This window comes from Methanobacterium spitsbergense (genome assembly GCF_019931065.1).
In the GTDB taxonomy this organism is placed as follows: Archaea; Methanobacteriota; Methanobacteria; order Methanobacteriales; family Methanobacteriaceae; genus Methanobacterium_B; species Methanobacterium_B spitsbergense.
The window spans coordinates 192565-209586 of the sequence record NZ_JAIOUQ010000003.1; the positions used below are offsets into that span (position 1 = coordinate 192565).

General features: G+C 33.7%; 19 protein-coding genes. 4 read left to right on the forward strand and 15 right to left on the reverse strand.

Going from position 1 to position 17022, the window contains the following annotated elements:
• Positions 1-31: 31 nt before the first annotated feature.
• Positions 32-442: a Holliday junction resolvase Hjc gene (gene hjc, locus K8N75_RS02130; RefSeq protein WP_223790504.1), complete on the forward strand. Its 411-nt coding sequence runs from the start codon at positions 32-34 to the stop codon at positions 440-442.
• Between the two features lie 96 nt (positions 443-538).
• Positions 539-1033 carry a hypothetical protein gene (locus K8N75_RS02135; protein ID WP_223790505.1) on the forward strand — a complete coding sequence of 165 codons (495 nt, stop codon included), beginning with the start codon at positions 539-541 and terminating at the stop codon, positions 1031-1033.
• Between the two features lie 36 nt (positions 1034-1069).
• On the opposite strand, the gene K8N75_RS02140 is transcribed toward K8N75_RS02135, so the two are convergent.
• From K8N75_RS02140 to K8N75_RS02150, 3 genes are all read right to left on the reverse strand, one after another.
• A complete protein-coding gene (locus tag K8N75_RS02140) occupies positions 1070-2173 on the reverse strand; it encodes an AI-2E family transporter (protein ID WP_223790506.1) in 1104 nt (367 codons plus the stop codon).
• Positions 2174-2285: 112 nt separating this feature from the next.
• The gene (locus K8N75_RS02145) at positions 2286-3083 is read right to left on the reverse strand and encodes a dihydroorotate dehydrogenase electron transfer subunit (RefSeq protein ID WP_223790507.1); all 798 of its coding nucleotides are present in this window, start codon (positions 3081-3083) and stop codon (positions 2286-2288) included.
• A 30-nt stretch (positions 3084-3113) separates the two neighbouring features.
• The gene (locus K8N75_RS02150; RefSeq protein ID WP_223790961.1) at positions 3114-4016 is read right to left on the reverse strand and encodes a dihydroorotate dehydrogenase; all 903 of its coding nucleotides are present in this window, start codon (positions 4014-4016) and stop codon (positions 3114-3116) included.
• Positions 4017-4065: 49 nt separating this feature from the next.
• Between K8N75_RS02150 and K8N75_RS02155 the strand changes: the two genes are divergently transcribed.
• Positions 4066-5283: an NOP5/NOP56 family protein gene (locus tag K8N75_RS02155; protein ID WP_223790508.1), complete on the forward strand. Its 1218-nt coding sequence runs from the start codon at positions 4066-4068 to the stop codon at positions 5281-5283.
• 447 nt (positions 5284-5730) lie between these two features.
• The gene (locus tag K8N75_RS02160) at positions 5731-6396 is read left to right on the forward strand and encodes a fibrillarin-like rRNA/tRNA 2'-O-methyltransferase (RefSeq protein WP_223790509.1); all 666 of its coding nucleotides are present in this window, start codon (positions 5731-5733) and stop codon (positions 6394-6396) included.
• A gap of 141 nt (positions 6397-6537) precedes the next feature.
• Here K8N75_RS02160 and coaBC read toward each other — a convergent pair whose 3' ends face one another.
• The 12 genes from coaBC to K8N75_RS02220 all read right to left on the reverse strand — a co-directional run bounded on the left by coaBC (position 6538) and on the right by K8N75_RS02220 (position 17018).
• Positions 6538-7695, reverse strand: a complete 1158-nt coding sequence (gene coaBC / locus K8N75_RS02165) for a bifunctional phosphopantothenoylcysteine decarboxylase/phosphopantothenate--cysteine ligase CoaBC (protein ID WP_223790510.1) — start codon at positions 7693-7695, stop codon at positions 6538-6540.
• A gap of 15 nt (positions 7696-7710) precedes the next feature.
• Positions 7711-8208, reverse strand: coding sequence for a KH domain-containing protein (locus tag K8N75_RS02170; protein ID WP_048191707.1), 498 nt, complete (start codon positions 8206-8208; stop codon positions 7711-7713).
• Between the two features lie 455 nt (positions 8209-8663).
• Complete coding sequence (locus K8N75_RS02175; protein WP_223790511.1) at positions 8664-9188, reverse strand: PsbP-related protein; 525 nt, start codon at positions 9186-9188, stop codon at positions 8664-8666.
• Positions 9189-9230: 42 nt separating this feature from the next.
• On the reverse strand, positions 9231-9425 hold the full coding sequence (locus K8N75_RS02180; RefSeq protein WP_223790512.1) for a hypothetical protein: 195 nt from the start codon (positions 9423-9425) through the stop codon (positions 9231-9233).
• 382 nt (positions 9426-9807) lie between these two features.
• Positions 9808-10620 (reverse strand): prephenate dehydratase, encoded by an 813-nt coding sequence (gene pheA, locus K8N75_RS02185; RefSeq protein WP_223790962.1) that lies wholly within the window; start codon positions 10618-10620, stop codon positions 9808-9810.
• Positions 10621-10724: 104 nt separating this feature from the next.
• Positions 10725-11855 (reverse strand): RNA ligase, encoded by a 1131-nt coding sequence (locus K8N75_RS02190; RefSeq protein ID WP_223790513.1) that lies wholly within the window; start codon positions 11853-11855, stop codon positions 10725-10727.
• Between the two features lie 120 nt (positions 11856-11975).
• Complete coding sequence (locus tag K8N75_RS02195; RefSeq protein WP_223790514.1) at positions 11976-12797, reverse strand: CBS domain-containing protein; 822 nt, start codon at positions 12795-12797, stop codon at positions 11976-11978.
• Between the two features lie 53 nt (positions 12798-12850).
• Positions 12851-13690, reverse strand: coding sequence for a CBS domain-containing protein (locus K8N75_RS02200; RefSeq protein WP_223790515.1), 840 nt, complete (start codon positions 13688-13690; stop codon positions 12851-12853).
• Positions 13691-13767: 77 nt separating this feature from the next.
• Positions 13768-14712 (reverse strand): CBS domain-containing protein, encoded by a 945-nt coding sequence (locus tag K8N75_RS02205; RefSeq protein WP_223790516.1) that lies wholly within the window; start codon positions 14710-14712, stop codon positions 13768-13770.
• A gap of 220 nt (positions 14713-14932) precedes the next feature.
• A complete protein-coding gene (locus K8N75_RS02210; protein WP_223790963.1) occupies positions 14933-15733 on the reverse strand; it encodes a CBS domain-containing protein in 801 nt (266 codons plus the stop codon).
• Positions 15734-15744: 11 nt separating this feature from the next.
• On the reverse strand, positions 15745-16305 hold the full coding sequence (locus tag K8N75_RS02215; protein ID WP_223790517.1) for a CBS domain-containing protein: 561 nt from the start codon (positions 16303-16305) through the stop codon (positions 15745-15747).
• A gap of 11 nt (positions 16306-16316) precedes the next feature.
• Positions 16317-17018, reverse strand: a complete 702-nt coding sequence (locus K8N75_RS02220) for a 7-carboxy-7-deazaguanine synthase QueE (protein ID WP_223790518.1) — start codon at positions 17016-17018, stop codon at positions 16317-16319.
• Positions 17019-17022: the final 4 nt, after the last annotated feature.

Consider the following 17022-nt stretch of genomic DNA (forward strand, 5'->3'; position numbering starts at 1 on the left):
TATCTGTTACTATTTCAGGAATCATGATATAATGAGTAAAACAGGATCAAGGGAAGAAAGAGAACTTGTAAAGATGCTTTGGGATGCTAACTGTGCCGCCATGAGAGCACCAGCTTCGGGAGGAGCAACAAAAAAACCTCTTCCAGATGTTATAGCTGGCAATGGGGCCACATATCTAGCTATAGAGGTTAAATCGACTTCATTAGAAAGAATATATATAAATTCAGAGAAAATAGATGGACTCAAAGAATTTGCTGATATATTTGGTGCTAAACCCTATATTGGTGTAAAGTTTCTAAGAAAAAAATGGAGATTTATTTGTCTTGAAGATCTGTATATAACCAAAAATAACAACTACCGTGTGAATCTAGACCTTGCATTTGATAAAGGTCTTGAATTTGATGAAATAATTGGAAGGGATAAACAAGTTAAATTTAGTTAATATATATTAATTTAATTTATTATGGATTGTTTTATAAGATAAATAAATAATTACTAAAATAATTACAAAATATAATAAATCATTAGGAGGTGTTTTATGGATAAAAGGATATCTGCATTAATAGTGATTGTAATTGTTTTGTTAGTGGCAGGAGTTGTAGCCTTTAATTATATGGGTAATTCAACAACAACTAATAACACCACAACAGCAAATAACACTACAACCAACACATCCAATAAAACAACTAATATTAATGTGGTTGCAAATCAAACAGGGCCTATTACAGCCAAAAAAGGAGACAATGTAACAATTAGTTACAGTATTTCTAACAAAGGTAACAGTGAAGTTTTCAATGTAAAGGTCATTGATCAGAATTTTGAAAATACAATTGGAACTTTAAAACCAAATGAAACCAAGAATTTCCAGTACACAGTACACATACCAACTGATGAAGAGGTTCAACAAGATTTTGATCCCAATGCAACAGTTTCCAACCCATTCTTCATAGGCGGTTTTGGAGTTAGTTTTAAGGATATAAATGGAAATACACACACAATAAATGCTAATTCCCTGGAAATAAAGCTTGATTAACCAGGGCATTTACCTTTTTTTTTACTTTTTTGAAATTCAACGATCTTTTTCTTTAATTTTCCTACCCACATTAGTTTCTACAATTTTTTCTACAGGTTTGTCCTGATTTTCCTTTTTATAGGCAACTACTGCAGCGTAAGTTACACCCAATATTAGAGGACCAATAATAAATCCAACCAAACCCAACACAAGGGGCCCACATAAAAATCCTAGAAGGAATATTAAAGGATGGATATCCGCATATTTACCTGCGAGTTTTGGTCTAATGTACATATCCATCAAACTAAGCAAAACCCCCAATAACATAACTTCCACTGCCCTAAAGTAGTTTCCAATGATGGCATCATAGATTGCAAGACCCACAAGGGTAGGCCAGTGCCCAACAATTGGCATTAACTGAAAGAATCCAGTCAATGTTCCAAGGAATAATGCATATGGATAACCTAATAATGCAAATCCAATGCCTGCAACAACTCCTGTTATTGTAGCTGTAACAAAATGTCCAAAGAATATACTCTTTAAAACCCGGTCAGTTTCCTTTATTAACGTTTTAAAATAGTGTTTTCTATTTTCTGGTACCATGTAATCCAAATAATCCCATACTCTATCACCATCCCTTGCAAAGTAAAATGTAGATGCAAAAAATATGAAAAGCTGGAGTAAAACAGTTGGAATTGACTTCAAAAGTCCTAATAAATATTCTGTGAGACCTCTAAGAATGTCTTCTACACCTAAATAAATGGAATTAATTACCGATGTCACAACTGGAGATGTACTTTCTGCAGGAATATATTGTTGAATTGGAAGATAATTTTGTATGTTAGTACTGTTTATACTACCCAAATTAAGGGTTTTAACAAATGCAACAAATGCAGGTGTTGATGCGATGATGGTGTTGATAAACAGTATTATAATTGCGATTAGGGGAATTATTACTATTATCATGCCTACAAATATTGCAATAGACTTGTACTTTAGATATGGTTCCATTCTATTTGACAGTGGACGTATTGCATAGGCAAATATAGCTCCAAGTATAATCATACTGAGCATCGGTGTCAAAACTAACGCAGAGAATATAACAAGGATTATAATTACAAAAATTGCAGATGTTAAATTATTTTTAATATTATTAATCATTTTTTCCACTCTTTTATGAATATAAGTCTAGAGAGATTAGTATAATTTCCAATGAATATAAGTTTGATTAATAAAAAAAATATTCCAAATTTTGGTGCAAAAAAATCTGATCTCATGGAATTTTATGTTTCACACCGGATGAATCCCTTCTGTATTGACCAAATTCACTTATCATTCTAAGTTCATCTGTCCAAAATACCGGTCCTTCAACACATACTCTCCAACCAACATTATCAACACAACACTGACCACATAAACCCATTCCACATTTCATATATCTTTCCATTGAAAACTGTGCAGGAATTCTATAATTTTCAACAATTTCAAAGAGTTTTTTCATCATGACCTCGGGACCACAACTTACTACCATATCATAATCATTTTCTGATAATGTCTTTTCAGCAAGATCTGTTCCGAACCCACAGAAACCAGAGGTTCCATCGTCGGTACATGTTAATAGTTTAGCTCCCGATCTATCAATTCTACTACTGAAAAGCAATTCATTACTGGTGGTAGCCGCACTTATAATATGTACTTCAATCCCCATTCTGGTTGCTTTTTCGCAAAATGCTATTACCGGTGCCATACCAATACCTCCACCTACTGCAAGGATTTTTGAACCAGCAATATGGAATCCTCTACCATATGGCCCCCTCAATCCCAATTCATCTCCTTCATGAAGATTATGGACTTGGTTAGTAAATTCGCCTATATTTCTTATGGATATTCCTATCTCATTTTTCACAGGGTCTATAAGCGATATTGACATGGGTTTTTCATCATTAAAATTCCAAATCATCATAAACTGGCCCGGAATTTCATCTTTCACAGCCCAATCAAAGATAAATGTTTTAACTGTGGGAGATTCATTTATTATTTGTTTTATTTTAACTATCTTAGGAACATTCATATTATCAACCTGTTAACATCCACAATGTATTCAATCATGGGCAATTCCAACCATCTCATCTAAAGAACCATACCCTTTCTCATCCATGAATCTTCTAAGCCCGTTATTTATCTTTGTGAAAATATCCATACCTTCGTACATTATAGAAGTACCGATCTGAACACATCTTGCACCAGCATATACAAATTCAAGCACATCATTATGATCTCCTATACCACCCACTCCAATAATAGGAATGTCTACAGATTCAAAAACATCAAAAACACACCTAATTGCAATAGGTTTTATGGCAGGTCCAGATAATCCTCCAAAACGATTCTTTAATATGGGTATTCCTGTTTCCACATCAATTTTCATTCCAGGTCCAACTGAATTTATCATTGTCAAAGCATCTGCTCCTGCATCCTCAGCATATTGTGCAATTTCAACTATATCTGTTACATTTGGGGTTAATTTGACAAAAACAGGAATTTTTACGCTTTTCTTTACAGTTCTCACCATATCTGCAGTTAAATGTGGGTCTTGTCCAATTGCCGATCCGCATCCACCCATTGCATGTGGACATGATACATTGAGCTCAATGGCATCCACTAGATTTTCAACCTCTGATGCTATTTCAGAAAACTCGTATTGGTTGGCACCATACAGAGAGGCTATGGCCGGAACAGATTTATCCAGCTTTTCAAGCTCTAATTTAAAGTTAGCAACACCAGGATTTGATAGGCCAATAGCATTGATAATTCCTCCCGTAACCTCTACCGTTGTAGGATTTGCATATCCCTTGTTAGGATTCAAACCAAACGATTTAGTTACAACAGCCCCTGCACCACTTCTACCGGCCCAATTAAGTGATGATGCAGCGCTACCCAGTATTCCTGCAGCTAACATTGTAGGACTTCTCATTTTAATGCCGCATAGTTCGATTTCCAGTATAGTCACCCCATGACGAAAGTTTAAATCTTTATAATATACAATTAAATCTATGAAATGTTATCTCACATGTTCCTTTGCTGGATTCATATCCCTTGATGAAAATTGTACACTCTTAGATTATGAACTTTTCCCAAGGGACAAATTAAAGGAAAGGTTTGCAAAGATCACTGCTGGAATTGTAACCCGAGAAGAAGAATTAATTCTCAAAAGACTTGTTAAAAAATGCGATACAATAGTAATTGAAACCAATACTCCTCATTCAAGATATAAAAATCTTAAAGAAAGCATTAAATTTAAATATGAAACTCCAAACATGGCTGGAGAATTTTTAAGGTCAAATATGGAAGATTTATTAAAAAAAACAGATTTCTTAAAATCTGATGATGATCTAACTAAGATAATTCATGACCTATCAATAGAAATAACTAATGATCGCCTGCGAAAAGCTTCTGAATCTGAAGATATGTTCCTTATTCAGGCCATAAATTCCATAGACGAACTTGATGAAACAACTGGTAAAATGGTTGAAAGGTTAAGAGAATGGTATTCAATACACTTCCCCGAGTTGGATAAAATAAAAAATCATGAACGATTCGTTGAAATAGTAGCAGATCTTGGGGACAGGGATTCAATAATTGATTCTGGTGTTCTAGATCCGGATAAAGATTCTGTTAGAACCGATAAGAGTATTGGAGCACCCATATCTGAAATTGACCTTTTAATCCTTAAAGAATTTGCATCATCAATAAAATCTCTACAAGTAACCAAGCGATCAATCACAGAATATATAGATGAAAGAATGGGTGAGATTGCACCCAATCTCAAGGATCTTACAGGCGCATCTCTAGGAGCCAAGCTCATCGCCCATGTTGGTAGCCTAGAGAGATTATCAAAAATGGCTTCAGGCACTGTACAAGTTCTTGGAGCTGAAAAAGCCCTTTTCAGGCATTTAAAAACTGGTGAGAGACCACCTAAACATGGACTTATTTTCCAGCACCCAGAAGTCAGAGGTGCTAAATGGTGGATCAGGGGAAAAGTTGCACGAACATTAGCACTAAAAATATCTTTGGCCGTGCGTACAGATGTTTATTCAGGTGAATACGATCCGAGTATAAGAGAAAGTTTCGAAAAACGAATTGAAGAAATTAAAAAGTCCAATCCATTCCCTAAAAAAAGTACAAAATCAAAAAAAGTTAATGAAAAGGAAACAAAGAAGAAAAGGAAAAAAAGAGATAAATACAAGAAAAATATCAAGGATTATTATTAAGAATTATAATAATACCAAATGTGAGAGTATATTTTCAAGATTCCGAAAAAGACAAAACTTAAACATTAGTAATCAGTAGATGTGTATCATCACCACCACAATTACTAATTTCATATACAACTAGATTCTTCACAAAGATAGGTATAAGAAATTGAATGAATTAGTTACTAACTTTCATTGTATTGTGTGTGCATTCCATTATACTCAATCTAATTTGCAACCCAATTCCAAATCGAATTAATCCAAAAAATAAAGAACTATTCAAATATATCGATGAAAACATGGAAATAATCAAATTCTCAGAATATAACAAAAAGGTATTCAATTGAGATATTAATCAATGATTTAAATGACATCAAAATATCTTTCTAATAGCGGAAAATCGGGGAATATGAAAAAAATTATTTATTAGATCACAAATTATTAGCTCTCTATAAGGAGAAAAATATGGAAAAACTAGAGAAATTTACTGGCGTTTACAACATTGAAGACCATATTGCAACTGAAAACCTAAACACTGGCAAAAAGGTCTACGGTGAAAGACTAATTGAAGTTGATGATAAAGAATATAGAATATGGGAGCCTCGGCGATCTAAACTGGGAGCGGCAATAATGAATGGGATGGAAACCTTCCCATTTAAAACCGACTCTAAAATACTTTATTTGGGTGCTTCATCTGGTACTACTCCATCACATATCTCGGACATAGCAACAAATGGAACAATTTGGTGCGTGGAATTTTCACCTAGAATGATGAGGAGTCTGGTAGAACTTTCAAGAGATAGGGTAAATATGGTTCCTTTATTGGACGATGCAACTAAACCAAGGAATTACCTACATTTACTCGAAAAAGTGGATATCTTGTACTCTGATGTGGCACAATCAAAACAATCCGAACTTTTCATGGAAAATATGCGTCTTTATCTGAAACCGGAAGGTATTGGAATTATAATGATCAAATCAAGAAGCATAGATGTGACTCAAAGTCCCAAAAAGATATTCAGGGAAGAAGAAAAAAAGCTCAAGACAGGAGGTTTCAAAGTTCTTGAAAAAATCAATTTAGAGCCATATGAAAAGGATCATTTGGCAATGGTATGTAAATTTGCTTTTTAGAAGATAAAAACTCTTGAAAAAAATACTATTATCTAACCAAAAAAGATAAGAAAATTTTTTAATCATTTTCAAAATCTTTGTTAGATTAAAAAAAAATTAATCATATTTATAAATTAAGAATTGATTTTGATCTTAACCAGATTAATTATCCAACTTCATAATTATCTTTTGGATAATTTTCTTGGCAATTTCTGTTTTAGATGTTAATGGTACTGTGAATGTATCTCCATCAACAATAATTACCTGGTTCTTATCTGAACCAAATCCTGCACCTTTAATTGAAACATCATTTGCAATCATTAAATCTGCTCCAGATGATTCCATTTTTTTATGGGCTAAAGATATTAATTCCTCATCTGATACATTATATTCTGCCTTGAAACCAACTAAAAAAATATTTGGATTGATTTCCTTGATAATATTTATTATTTTTGGAGCCATTTTAAGATACAATGTTAAATCTTCTTTAGAAGAAATTTTATCTTGTTTTTCAGAAGTTTTTTCTACTGTAAAATCCGATACTGCTGCCGCAGATACAAATACATCACTTTCAGGAATTAATTTAATTATTTCTTTCTTCATTTCCGCGGTAGAATTAATTTTAATCCTGCCAAAAATTTTTGGAACATGAACTTTTATTGATCCAGTGATCAGCGTTACATCTGCACCTTGTATGAATGCTTCTTTAGCTATTTCAAGACCCATTTTTCCAGAACTTCTATTTGTGATACCTCTTACAGAATCTATCTCTTCATAAGTACCACCAGCAGTTATAACTACCTTTTTACCCCTTAACTTTCCTTCAGATGTTTCTCTTAAAGTTTGAAGAGTAATGTCTTGGATACTTGGAAATTTAGCCTTTCCTTCTTCTCTTTTAGGATCTATGAAAATAATACCATCATCTTTACACCTTTCGATGTTCTCTGAAACTGATTTATACATGGAATCATGCATTGATGGAACAAATATAATTGGTGTTGAATATCCATATGCAGTTATTAAAAGCGTGCTTATTGGATTATCTGCAATTTTATATGCAAACTTGCTTATTAAATTAGCTGTAGCAGGAGCAACTAATATTAGATCGGCTTGTGCATATTTAACATGCTCAATATCTCCAGTGAGTTCCAAGACTACATTCTTGCCAGTTGCAAACTCCATGGCATTTGGATGTATTATTTTGCATGCATCATCACTCATGAAACATGTAACATTCATTCCCTGCCTTTTAAGTTCCCTTACAAGTTTTACAGATTCAACTGCTGCAATACTACCGGTAACACATACCACAATTTCCATCGATTTCCCCTCGTTTCAGTTTCTGTCAACTACAACAACGGTTTCTTGTTCGGTAAGCATTTTTATTATATCATTGAGGATGTCAAGTCTTCCAGGAAGTTTTCTTGAATCTTCTCTCATTACCCTTACCTTGAACTTTTCTTCACCATCTGTTCCATAGACAACATTTATGCCCGATACCCTTGCTGGGGCCAGTATATCCCTAGCAACTGCACGGAGGTCTGAATCTTCACCAACTACTCTGATCTTTTTCCCCACAGTTCTTGAGAGTTCCCGCACTATTTTTCCACTCTTTCCTATGAGTTTTCCAACCTGGTCCTTCTCTGTGATTATTATAACAATATCTCCAATTTCAATGGTCTTTTTAAAACCTAATTTACCTTCACCGAGTTTGAAAAGTACCTTAGCAATGTCCAAGTCGAGTTGGGATATCTCACCACTTTTAAGCTTGTTCTCACAACCCTGACATAAAATTCCACTTTTTAAACAGACATCGCATACTGGCAATACCATTTACATTCCTCCTTTATTGTTATTTGATGATCATAATGGTTAATTGATACCCTTAAATTAGAATCATCAACTTATTTACCTGTAAACTTGAATTACATCCAATTAATAAATTGTTTATGGCCTTTTTATGAAGATTTTATCCATGAAAACTTTTTTATAAATTTGTGGATACAGAACCTATCTTAAACTCATTGAAGTTTTAGATAATCTTCATTTTGCACATCATCCTTTACATGTGATGCAACTAAAATAAAAGCAGATAATTTTGGCTCTTTTTAAGGCTCTTTATCAATATTATAAAGATAGTAATTTTAACAGATATAATTGTATTGAAGTTACTAATATATAATTTTGCATTGATATGAATATTGTTACCAATGAATATATGTTAGTTGAAAAATTATAATTTGAATTTATTTTGAATTAAAATAAAAAAAATAAAAATTCAATGAAATTTACTTGAAACTATTTATTACAAGGTTAAAATTATCTTGTTGGGCTTGAAAATCTGTTGATTTAGCACTACAGAGTACAACATATATATTACCATTTATATTGAACCATACAGCACGATATTCCTTTTGAACGCCAGTATTAGATTTATATATGTTTTCAAGGGCAATACCACCATTTATCGTTAAATTTCCCTCAGATACTTCCTGATAACCTGTTGTATTGAAAAATGATTTATAATTTGCTGCGTACACATCATTAAGGTTACTTCCCTTTGAAACATCCGGTTTTTGAACTACTACTAGTGTTGTCGGACTTCCATTTTGAATAGTATTTGGATCTGCAAGAGCTACAACAGCGTTTGGAGAAGTTGTGTTAGCAAGTTCCCATACTCCAGAATAAGTAAATGAAACATTGTTTTGATTGTAGGTCTTTGTTGCATTGGATTGTTTATTGTCAGATATACACCCAGATGCCAGAACAACAAAAAACAAAAGAACAATTACCAGAATTACTTGGTTTCTCAATTTTTCACCTTCATAAAGTAAAAAGAGTTATAGAACTCTAAATTAACCTGTATTATTGTTATTCGTATTTTTAGTCGGAGTAGAAGAATTTTTAGTTGAAGTCTTCTTTGTAACAGTTGTTGTTTTTGTTGTGTTCTTTGTTAGAGTTGTGTTTGTGGTTGTATTGTTCACAACGGGAAATGCACTGTCATTAACAGTCATACTAACTCCTGACGAATTATTTGCAGGCAAACTCATTACATACACCCCGTAACCAGTTCCAACAAAGAATGCTAAAACTAAAAATACCAATAAAGATACCTTTCCTCTCGACATTCCAGAACTTTTGGTTTGACTAACAGGGGCTGTTTTCGGAGTGGTAACATATTTTTTTATTAATGCTTCCTTCTCCTCAATTTCATCTTCTTCTTTCTTTTTGTCTGACCAATAATCAAGTGATTTTTCAGAGACATCTTTACCCTGAAGTCTTTTTATGCGGTCAGCTGCTAAAATCGTACTTAATTTGTCATCTAAAACTCTTTTTTCAAGATCATACTGCCTTTTAGAAACTTTACCTTCACTAAATTGTTTTTCTAGCTTTTTTAAGCTATTTAATAATTTTTCTTTATCTGAAACTATCTCAATCCTCTCCTTCCTTAGGATATGAACCTAATACTTTTATATATCCTACCTTAGATCTTATAATATTTAAAATATACCTGATCAATTCATCTGTCCTATGGCCCTCTAAATCAACAAAAAAGATATAATTACCAAGTTTTTCTTTTGAAGGTCTTGATTCAATTTTTGTTAGATTTATGTTATTGTCTGCAAACAATCCAAGAATTTCGTAGAGTCCTCCAGGTTTATCCTCTACAATTGAAAAAACAATGGAAGTTTTATCATTTCCTGTTTGTCTATGATCTTTTTTGCTTATAACAACAAATCTTGTAACATTATTTTTATAATCTTGAATATCTGTTTCTACAATTTTTAGTCCATATATTTCTGCAGCCCTCTTAGTTCCGATAGCTGCAGAATTATTATTTCCCTTCACCATCTCTGCAGCAGCAGAAGTACTCGGAGTAGCATTAACAACCACATTCAATGATTCAATAAAATTTCTGCATTGTGAAAGTGCTTGCATATGAGAATTCACTAATTTAATATTGTTTATATTAGTTTTAGGATTAATCAAAAGGTTGTGACTTATTGAAATAATAATCTCACGTTTTATCTTTAGATCATAATCATGAACCAATAGATCGAGGGTGATACCAACAGGACCTTCAATGGAGTTTTCAATTGGTACTACACCAACGTCAACTTCATTCTCTTCAACTGCATCGAGAACCTGAAGGATAGTATCAAATGCTACGAGATTATTTCCAACTAAAGCTGCGGCCTCTTCAGTAAATGTACCTACAGGACCTAAGAAGCCAATTTTACCCATGAACTTAGAATAATTTTCTGAAAAATTTTTAATAATTTTTTCATTTTGCTCACTGTCTTTAATGGATTTATTATTTTTTTCGATGATCTTGATGTTATCTTTGGTCAATACAACCCACCTCTGAGAAAATTTGATATCCTGTCAGTTGTAGATTGATGTACCCTCCTTATAATTGCTTTTCCATCTTCAAATGAATGAACAGTTGCAACAACCCCAAGATCTCGAAGGTAGCGAACAAAATCTTCTGCCTCATTCATATTGTCAACATGTATTATAATGTTCTCAGATGCAAGATTATCATTGGCAACATGTTTTATTGTATGTATCATTGGATAGAGTATTGATTCCCCTATCATATGAGCCCTATGCCTGATCTCATCTTCTGATTCATTTAGTTCGTATGCCTGAAATCCCTCTCTAATAACTCTGCTAAAGAAAAAAGATCTGCCAAAATCAAACGGGTAAGTAAACGCATATTGTAATTCACCATTATGAGCTTGGGATGATGTATACTTAAGTGGATCAATTTCCATTGAGGGATCTTTAATAACTACTCCTTCTCTATTATCCTTTCCAAGTTTAAAAACCAAATCAAAGATTTTTTTAGGAGCATCTTTAATATCCATGATCTCAAAAAGTTTCACACCAGGAAGACCATAAAATTCAAGAATTTTAATTTTATCTGGGATAGACATTGCATTATTAGAAGATTTTTCTCTTAGATCGAATATTCTGAATCCAAGATTTCCAATCTCCCTGTAATGATGTGTTACATATGGATTTTCTGTACCAACCATTTCACCGCAAATAACTAATTCAGGATGATCATTGAAAAATTCATCCATATCCATGATTTCAGGGGCTTTTTTAGTTGTATATGGACATACATAACCACCTCGAGTGAAAGCTATAATCCTGTTATTGATCAATGCTATTCTAACATTATAACCGTTCATTTTTTCTTCTACGGCTACTTCCTGATCAAAATGGATTTTAAGGGAAGGTTCAAGCATTAATGTTCTTCTTATTTTTGGAAATCCCCGTATTATCTCGATTTTATCCCCAAAACAGACCATGGTTCCTGATTCTATTTTTCCAACAGATTTCCGGAATAGGAGACCATTTATACCTTGACTTTCATAAAATTTGATGTTACCATTTTTAAATGACCTTTCTATATTGGCTTTTTCAACATCTAGTATCTCTGGAAGTACATTACTGATAAAAATGGGCATTGGCGTTTCATAACTATAGTTACAGTGGTTGCATTTAAAAAAAAAGTTTTTGTGGGAATTTGTTTTTCCCACTCTTATTTGCATTGGTGAACTGCATTTTGGACATTCTATAGTCTGAATTCAACTTACCTCCTCAAGTTCCACAACAAAATTGATTAAATCTGTTTTTGTAATAATGCCTTTCAGCTTTCCATCGAGTTCAACTGGAATTCCACTGATACGATTTTCAAGCATTACAGTAACAGCTTGTTCAAGTGTTGATCCACCATCAATGGTTTTTACGTTTTGAGTCATTACATCGCCTACAAGAAGATTTCTTATACGGGCATTTTTATACTTATCAGGTACAATCTTTCTAAATGACATCATTGCATTAGCTACATCCTTTGCAGTTATTATACCTTCTAAAATATCTTCTTCAACAACAGGAAGTCTTCCTACTTCTTTATCTATTAAACATCTCCTTGCATGCACAAGTCTGTCGCTGGGACTTACTGTAACAAGATCAGTTTCCATTCTATCAGCAATATTAGTTGAATTGAATGGTTTACCCTTGCATATCTCAAGAAAATCTGTTTTTGTAAGCATTCCCACGATTTCGCAGTCATTTATAACTGGCATTCCATCAATTTTATTTTTTATCATGGTTTCGGCGGCAATTCCAATGTTTTGAGTGCTTTCAATAACCACTGGATCTTGTTTCATAACAGTTGATACATGGAAATGTGATGGTGGGAGGTTTCCATACTTTGATGATCCTAATCTAAGGGCTATATCCTTTTCAGTGACAATTCCAACCAGTTCCCTATCATGATCTGCATTGATGTTCACAACAGGAAGTCTGGAGATTTTATGCTTTTTCATCAGTTTTAGGGCATCTTGGATGTTCTGATCCTTATCCACATGAACAACTTCTTCTTTCATTATGTCTTTAACGTGCATTTTCATCCCCCTAAACATTTGATCTCAATAATTGACTATCGAATTATCAGTGCTTATTGTATGCCTCTGATAAGATCTGTTTTAGTAATTACTCCGACTAGTGTATCTCCATCAACTACAGGTAGACCACTAATATCATTTTCAACCATCTTGTCTGCAGCAATAGTTGCATCTTCACCACCTGAAATGTTTACCAAGTGATTCTGCATTATATCTCCAGCAGTCATCATTGAAACCATCCTAACATTTCTTTTACCTTTTCCATCAGAGTTTCTTATGAAGTATATCTTTTCAACATTTACACCAGTTTCAGGATCTTCGACATAGGCAAATGAAATGTTTTCTGGAGTTATAATTCCCACAGGTGTGTTATCACGAATAACAACAATTTTTCCTATCTTATTATCTTCCATTGTACGTATAACATGTGCAATGCTATGATTTTCATTTACTGTGATTACATCACTTGTCATAAGATCTGAAACTCTCCATTTACCCTTTAATTTATCAGTATATACTTTCATAAGGTCCGTTTTAGTAAGTATGCCCGCGATACCATCATCATCCACAATAGGTATTGATCCAATGTTGTTCTTAATCAGAAGTTCGATGGCTATATGTATTTCATCATTGGGATTGGCTGTTATGGGATCTGTACTCATGATCCTTCTGATGGATATTTTATCAATAGGCCTACTTTTCCATTTAGGGCCATTTCCCTTGAGTTTACGGGTTAAATCCTTTTCAGTAACCATTCCAACTGGTTTTCCTTGTCCATCAACCACTACTAATTTGCTGATTCCATGTGAGAGCATCAGGTTCCTTGCATGTCCCACTTGTTCATTTTCCTGAACAACAAATACTTCAGGGTTCATTACTTCTTTAATTTCCATCATTCAACCACCTCGATCTTATGGCAGATATTAAGAACCTAAAATATACAAATAAAGGGATTATTAGTCCCAAATTTTTATAATTTGTTCACAGCCTTCAGTATATCACTTTCAGTTATGATGCCTTCTAGATTTCCGTTATTGACAACTGGTAATCCTCCAATTCCTTCCTTTATCATTGCATCACACAAATCTCCAAGTCTTGTATTCGCTGTGGTGGCTACAACAGTTTTTTCCATTATCTCACTTATGGTTGTATTCAAAACATCTTCTGCATCATTTGAAACCATTTTATCAAATGCACTATTTTTTCCAAGGAATTCTAAAATGTCAGTAGCTGTTACAATACCCATTATCTTATCTTTCTCCGGATGGGAGGTTCTACGTTCCTCTCCCACGACAGGAATCCTTCTAAGTTTATTTCTAACCATTATTTTAGATGCTCCCTCTATTCGGGTTCCCGGGGTTGTTGATATTACATTTTCAGTCATGTATTCCCCAACCAATTCATCTGTTAAAACTCCAGAAAGCAAAACAACAAAGTCTCTCTCTGAAACTATTCCAACCATCTTCTTTTCAGCATCTACTACTGGTAAAGCACCAACATTCTTTTTTTTCATTTTGGTTATTGCATCTTTTATTGAATCTTTATGGCTTAAAATTTCTACATTTCTAGTCATTATTTCCTTTACAGATTCATTTATTGCTCCAAGAAAATTTCCAGGGTATTTTTCTTCCAGTATTTTGTACTTGTCCCCTCCTCCTAGGAAGTCAAGAATATCCATGGATGTAACAATTCCAAGTATTTGACCTGTTCCAGGGTTAGTTATTGGAAGCCTTCTGAACTTGTTTTTAACCATTATTTCAGCTGCTTCTTTAATGGTGGCGCTCTGTGGTGCTGTTACCACCGTTTTTTTTGCGATGCTCATAACATCACCTTCATGTTCTGAGGCATGGGACTCAAATTCTAGTGGACCTCTATCTCTTGATTTTACTAAATTTATGGTTTCTTTTCTTCTCATCAATACACCTCTTGTGAAAGATGATTTCTAACACCTTGAATGTTTTTCCCTGGAATCGAGCTACATTTGTAGTTTTCCTGGACGAATATACTTGTTAAATATCCAGATGATTCAGGAAACGATCTGTTAACTAATCTTTTTTCATATAAGTTAATAAATAAAGTACAAACTAATCTAAAAATTTTGAAAATAAGTTTAAATTTCATGACCACTTCTAAGATCAACTTAAATACGATCCTAATATATCTTCTCTTGCAACTATACCAATAATATTGGCTTCTCTTGCTCTGTGGGGCTCTTTTTTAATGTATACCGGATTTTCAACAACTGGAAGACGTCCGATATCGTATTGGACCATCAGTTCCGCAGCATCCTTTATACTGGTTTCGGGTGTGACAACAACGGGTGGTGTCACCATTACCTTTTCTACCTTGATTGATCTGTCAACTGCATCAAGACCAGTTCGAACATGTCCAGACTTAATTATGTCCTTACGGGTAATCATTCCAATAAGTTTAGATTTTTTCAATACAGGAAGTCCTGAAAAACCTGTTTCATCCATTTTGGACCATACTTTAGAGATATGATCGTCATAATTAGCTTTTACAACATTTTTTGTTAAAATAGAATTAATATTTGGATTATGAGGCTTTACACCATTGTTCAGTAATTTTTTAATAATGTCGCCAATACTCAAAATACCTATTAAACACATATTCTCTGTTGATTTAACAACAGGTGCTTGTACAGCGTCTGATTTAATAAGTTTCTTGGCAATTTCTTCCATTGCCATTTCAGGGGTTGCTATAACTTTTGGGCGTTCCATTATCACTCTTGCTTCTATATTAGACTTGGTTGATGATAGGAACATTATGTCCCCCCTTGTAATCATTCCTTCAAGATGGTTTTTGGATAAAACAGGAATTGAACGTAACCATCCCTCCCGGAATATTGATCTAACCTTTGTTAATTGGGTGTCCACATTTACTGTAACAGGATCAGATGTCATGATATCTTCCACGATGCTCAAGTTTACTCATCCTCCAGATCTTCTTTACACTCCTCACATAAAAATTTCCCATCGAATGTATCAAGGTATTCAACGTAATTTCCACAAATCTCACATATGCCGGGTACGGATTTTTCAGATTCTAAATATTCCCTCTGATTTTCCATTCTAGCATTTTCAACTAGTAATTCTGTAAGTTCGGGTGAAACCATTAAAACATCAGTCGATGTTAATATTCCCACTAAATTTCCATTATTTACTACAGGAAGTCTTCTAATATTATTTTTTGCCATCAGTCTTGCTGCCTGATTCAATTCACTTCCAGGGTCTATCAAAATAAGATTTTTGGTCATTATTTGACCTATGGTTATTTCACTTGCCAGTATATTCTTTGAAACTACTTTTTCAATGATGTCACTTTCAGTAATTAGTCCTTCTGGCTCTGTTTCGCTTTTAATTACCAGACTACCAATCTTGAACCTTGACATTAAACCAGCTGCATCCGCAATTGTAGTTTTGGGATCTGCCGTGATTACACTAGATGTCATTGCGTCGTGTACTGTTACCTTTGTATCCATCTCCATATTAAAACCTCCTACCTGACATTTAGAAGTTTATGAATTTGTGGTATGGTTAATACATCGATATATTTCCCTGCTTCTTCAGATATTTCAAATAGTTTCTGGCTACCATCTGCCCAAAGATCAAGAGGACTTACCGGTTGAATCACCATTGACAACTTTGAAGTGTTTTGAACTTCTTCGGCTATCTTTGAGGCAATTAAACCAATCATATCCACTTTTGTCTCGGGCATCACAACCACTTTACAGTATGTATTTATCTCTTCATCTCTTAATAGTTTTATGGATTTTAACTCCAAACCAAATAGATCATCCCAATTTTTAGAAGCTTCATGTTCTGGTAATTTTATATCTAAAGATACATAATCCAATAAACCAGCAATTTTCTGTAATTCCCCTGGTAAAGAACCATTAGTCTCCAATAATGATTTGAATTCATTTTGTTCTAAGATTTCTTTTATGAAATCTGAATGTAATAGTGGTTCACCACCAGTTAAAGAGATAGAATGAAAATCTGGAGTTATTAATTTATTAATTTTAAATAAAAGCTCTTCTGTAGATATTAAATCACCTAAAAGCGGGTCACGGCTTTTAGAGGTGTCACAGTAATTACAGTCAAGGTTGCAACCTGAAAACCTTATAAATACTTGTCTCCGTCCTATAAGGATTCCTTCGCCCTGAATACTTGAGAAAACTTCGTTAACATGAGTTTTCATATTA

Excerpts from the sequence above, each read along its gene's own strand:
- K8N75_RS02170 (WP_048191707.1), bottom strand. The coding sequence starts at position 8,208 with ATGGTATTGCCAGTATGCGATGTCTGTTTAAAAAGTGGAATTTTATGT.
- K8N75_RS02215 (WP_223790517.1), bottom strand. The coding sequence starts at position 16,305 with ATGGAGATGGATACAAAGGTAACAGTACACGACGCAATGACATCTAGT.
- K8N75_RS02180 (WP_223790512.1), bottom strand. The coding sequence starts at position 9,425 with ATGAGTTTGCCTGCAAATAATTCGTCAGGAGTTAGTATGACTGTTAAT.
- K8N75_RS02205 (WP_223790516.1), bottom strand. The coding sequence starts at position 14,712 with ATGAGAAGAAAAGAAACCATAAATTTAGTAAAATCAAGAGATAGAGGT.
- K8N75_RS02135 (WP_223790505.1), top strand. The coding sequence starts at position 539 with ATGGATAAAAGGATATCTGCATTAATAGTGATTGTAATTGTTTTGTTA.
- K8N75_RS02220 (WP_223790518.1), bottom strand. The coding sequence starts at position 17,018 with ATGAAAACTCATGTTAACGAAGTTTTCTCAAGTATTCAGGGCGAAGGA.
- K8N75_RS02200 (WP_223790515.1), bottom strand. The coding sequence starts at position 13,690 with ATGGAAATTAAAGAAGTAATGAACCCTGAAGTATTTGTTGTTCAGGAA.
- hjc (WP_223790504.1), top strand. The coding sequence starts at position 32 with ATGAGTAAAACAGGATCAAGGGAAGAAAGAGAACTTGTAAAGATGCTT.
- K8N75_RS02145 (WP_223790507.1), bottom strand. The coding sequence starts at position 3,083 with ATGAATGTTCCTAAGATAGTTAAAATAAAACAAATAATAAATGAATCT.
- pheA (WP_223790962.1), bottom strand. The coding sequence starts at position 10,620 with ATGGGTAAAATTGGCTTCTTAGGTCCTGTAGGTACATTTACTGAAGAG.
- K8N75_RS02155 (WP_223790508.1), top strand. The coding sequence starts at position 4,066 with ATGAAATGTTATCTCACATGTTCCTTTGCTGGATTCATATCCCTTGAT.
- K8N75_RS02190 (WP_223790513.1), bottom strand. The coding sequence starts at position 11,855 with ATGCCCATTTTTATCAGTAATGTACTTCCAGAGATACTAGATGTTGAA.
- K8N75_RS02195 (WP_223790514.1), bottom strand. The coding sequence starts at position 12,797 with ATGCACGTTAAAGACATAATGAAAGAAGAAGTTGTTCATGTGGATAAG.
- K8N75_RS02140 (WP_223790506.1), bottom strand. The coding sequence starts at position 2,173 with ATGATTAATAATATTAAAAATAATTTAACATCTGCAATTTTTGTAATT.
- K8N75_RS02160 (WP_223790509.1), top strand. The coding sequence starts at position 5,731 with ATGGAAAAACTAGAGAAATTTACTGGCGTTTACAACATTGAAGACCAT.
- coaBC (WP_223790510.1), bottom strand. The coding sequence starts at position 7,695 with ATGGAAATTGTGGTATGTGTTACCGGTAGTATTGCAGCAGTTGAATCT.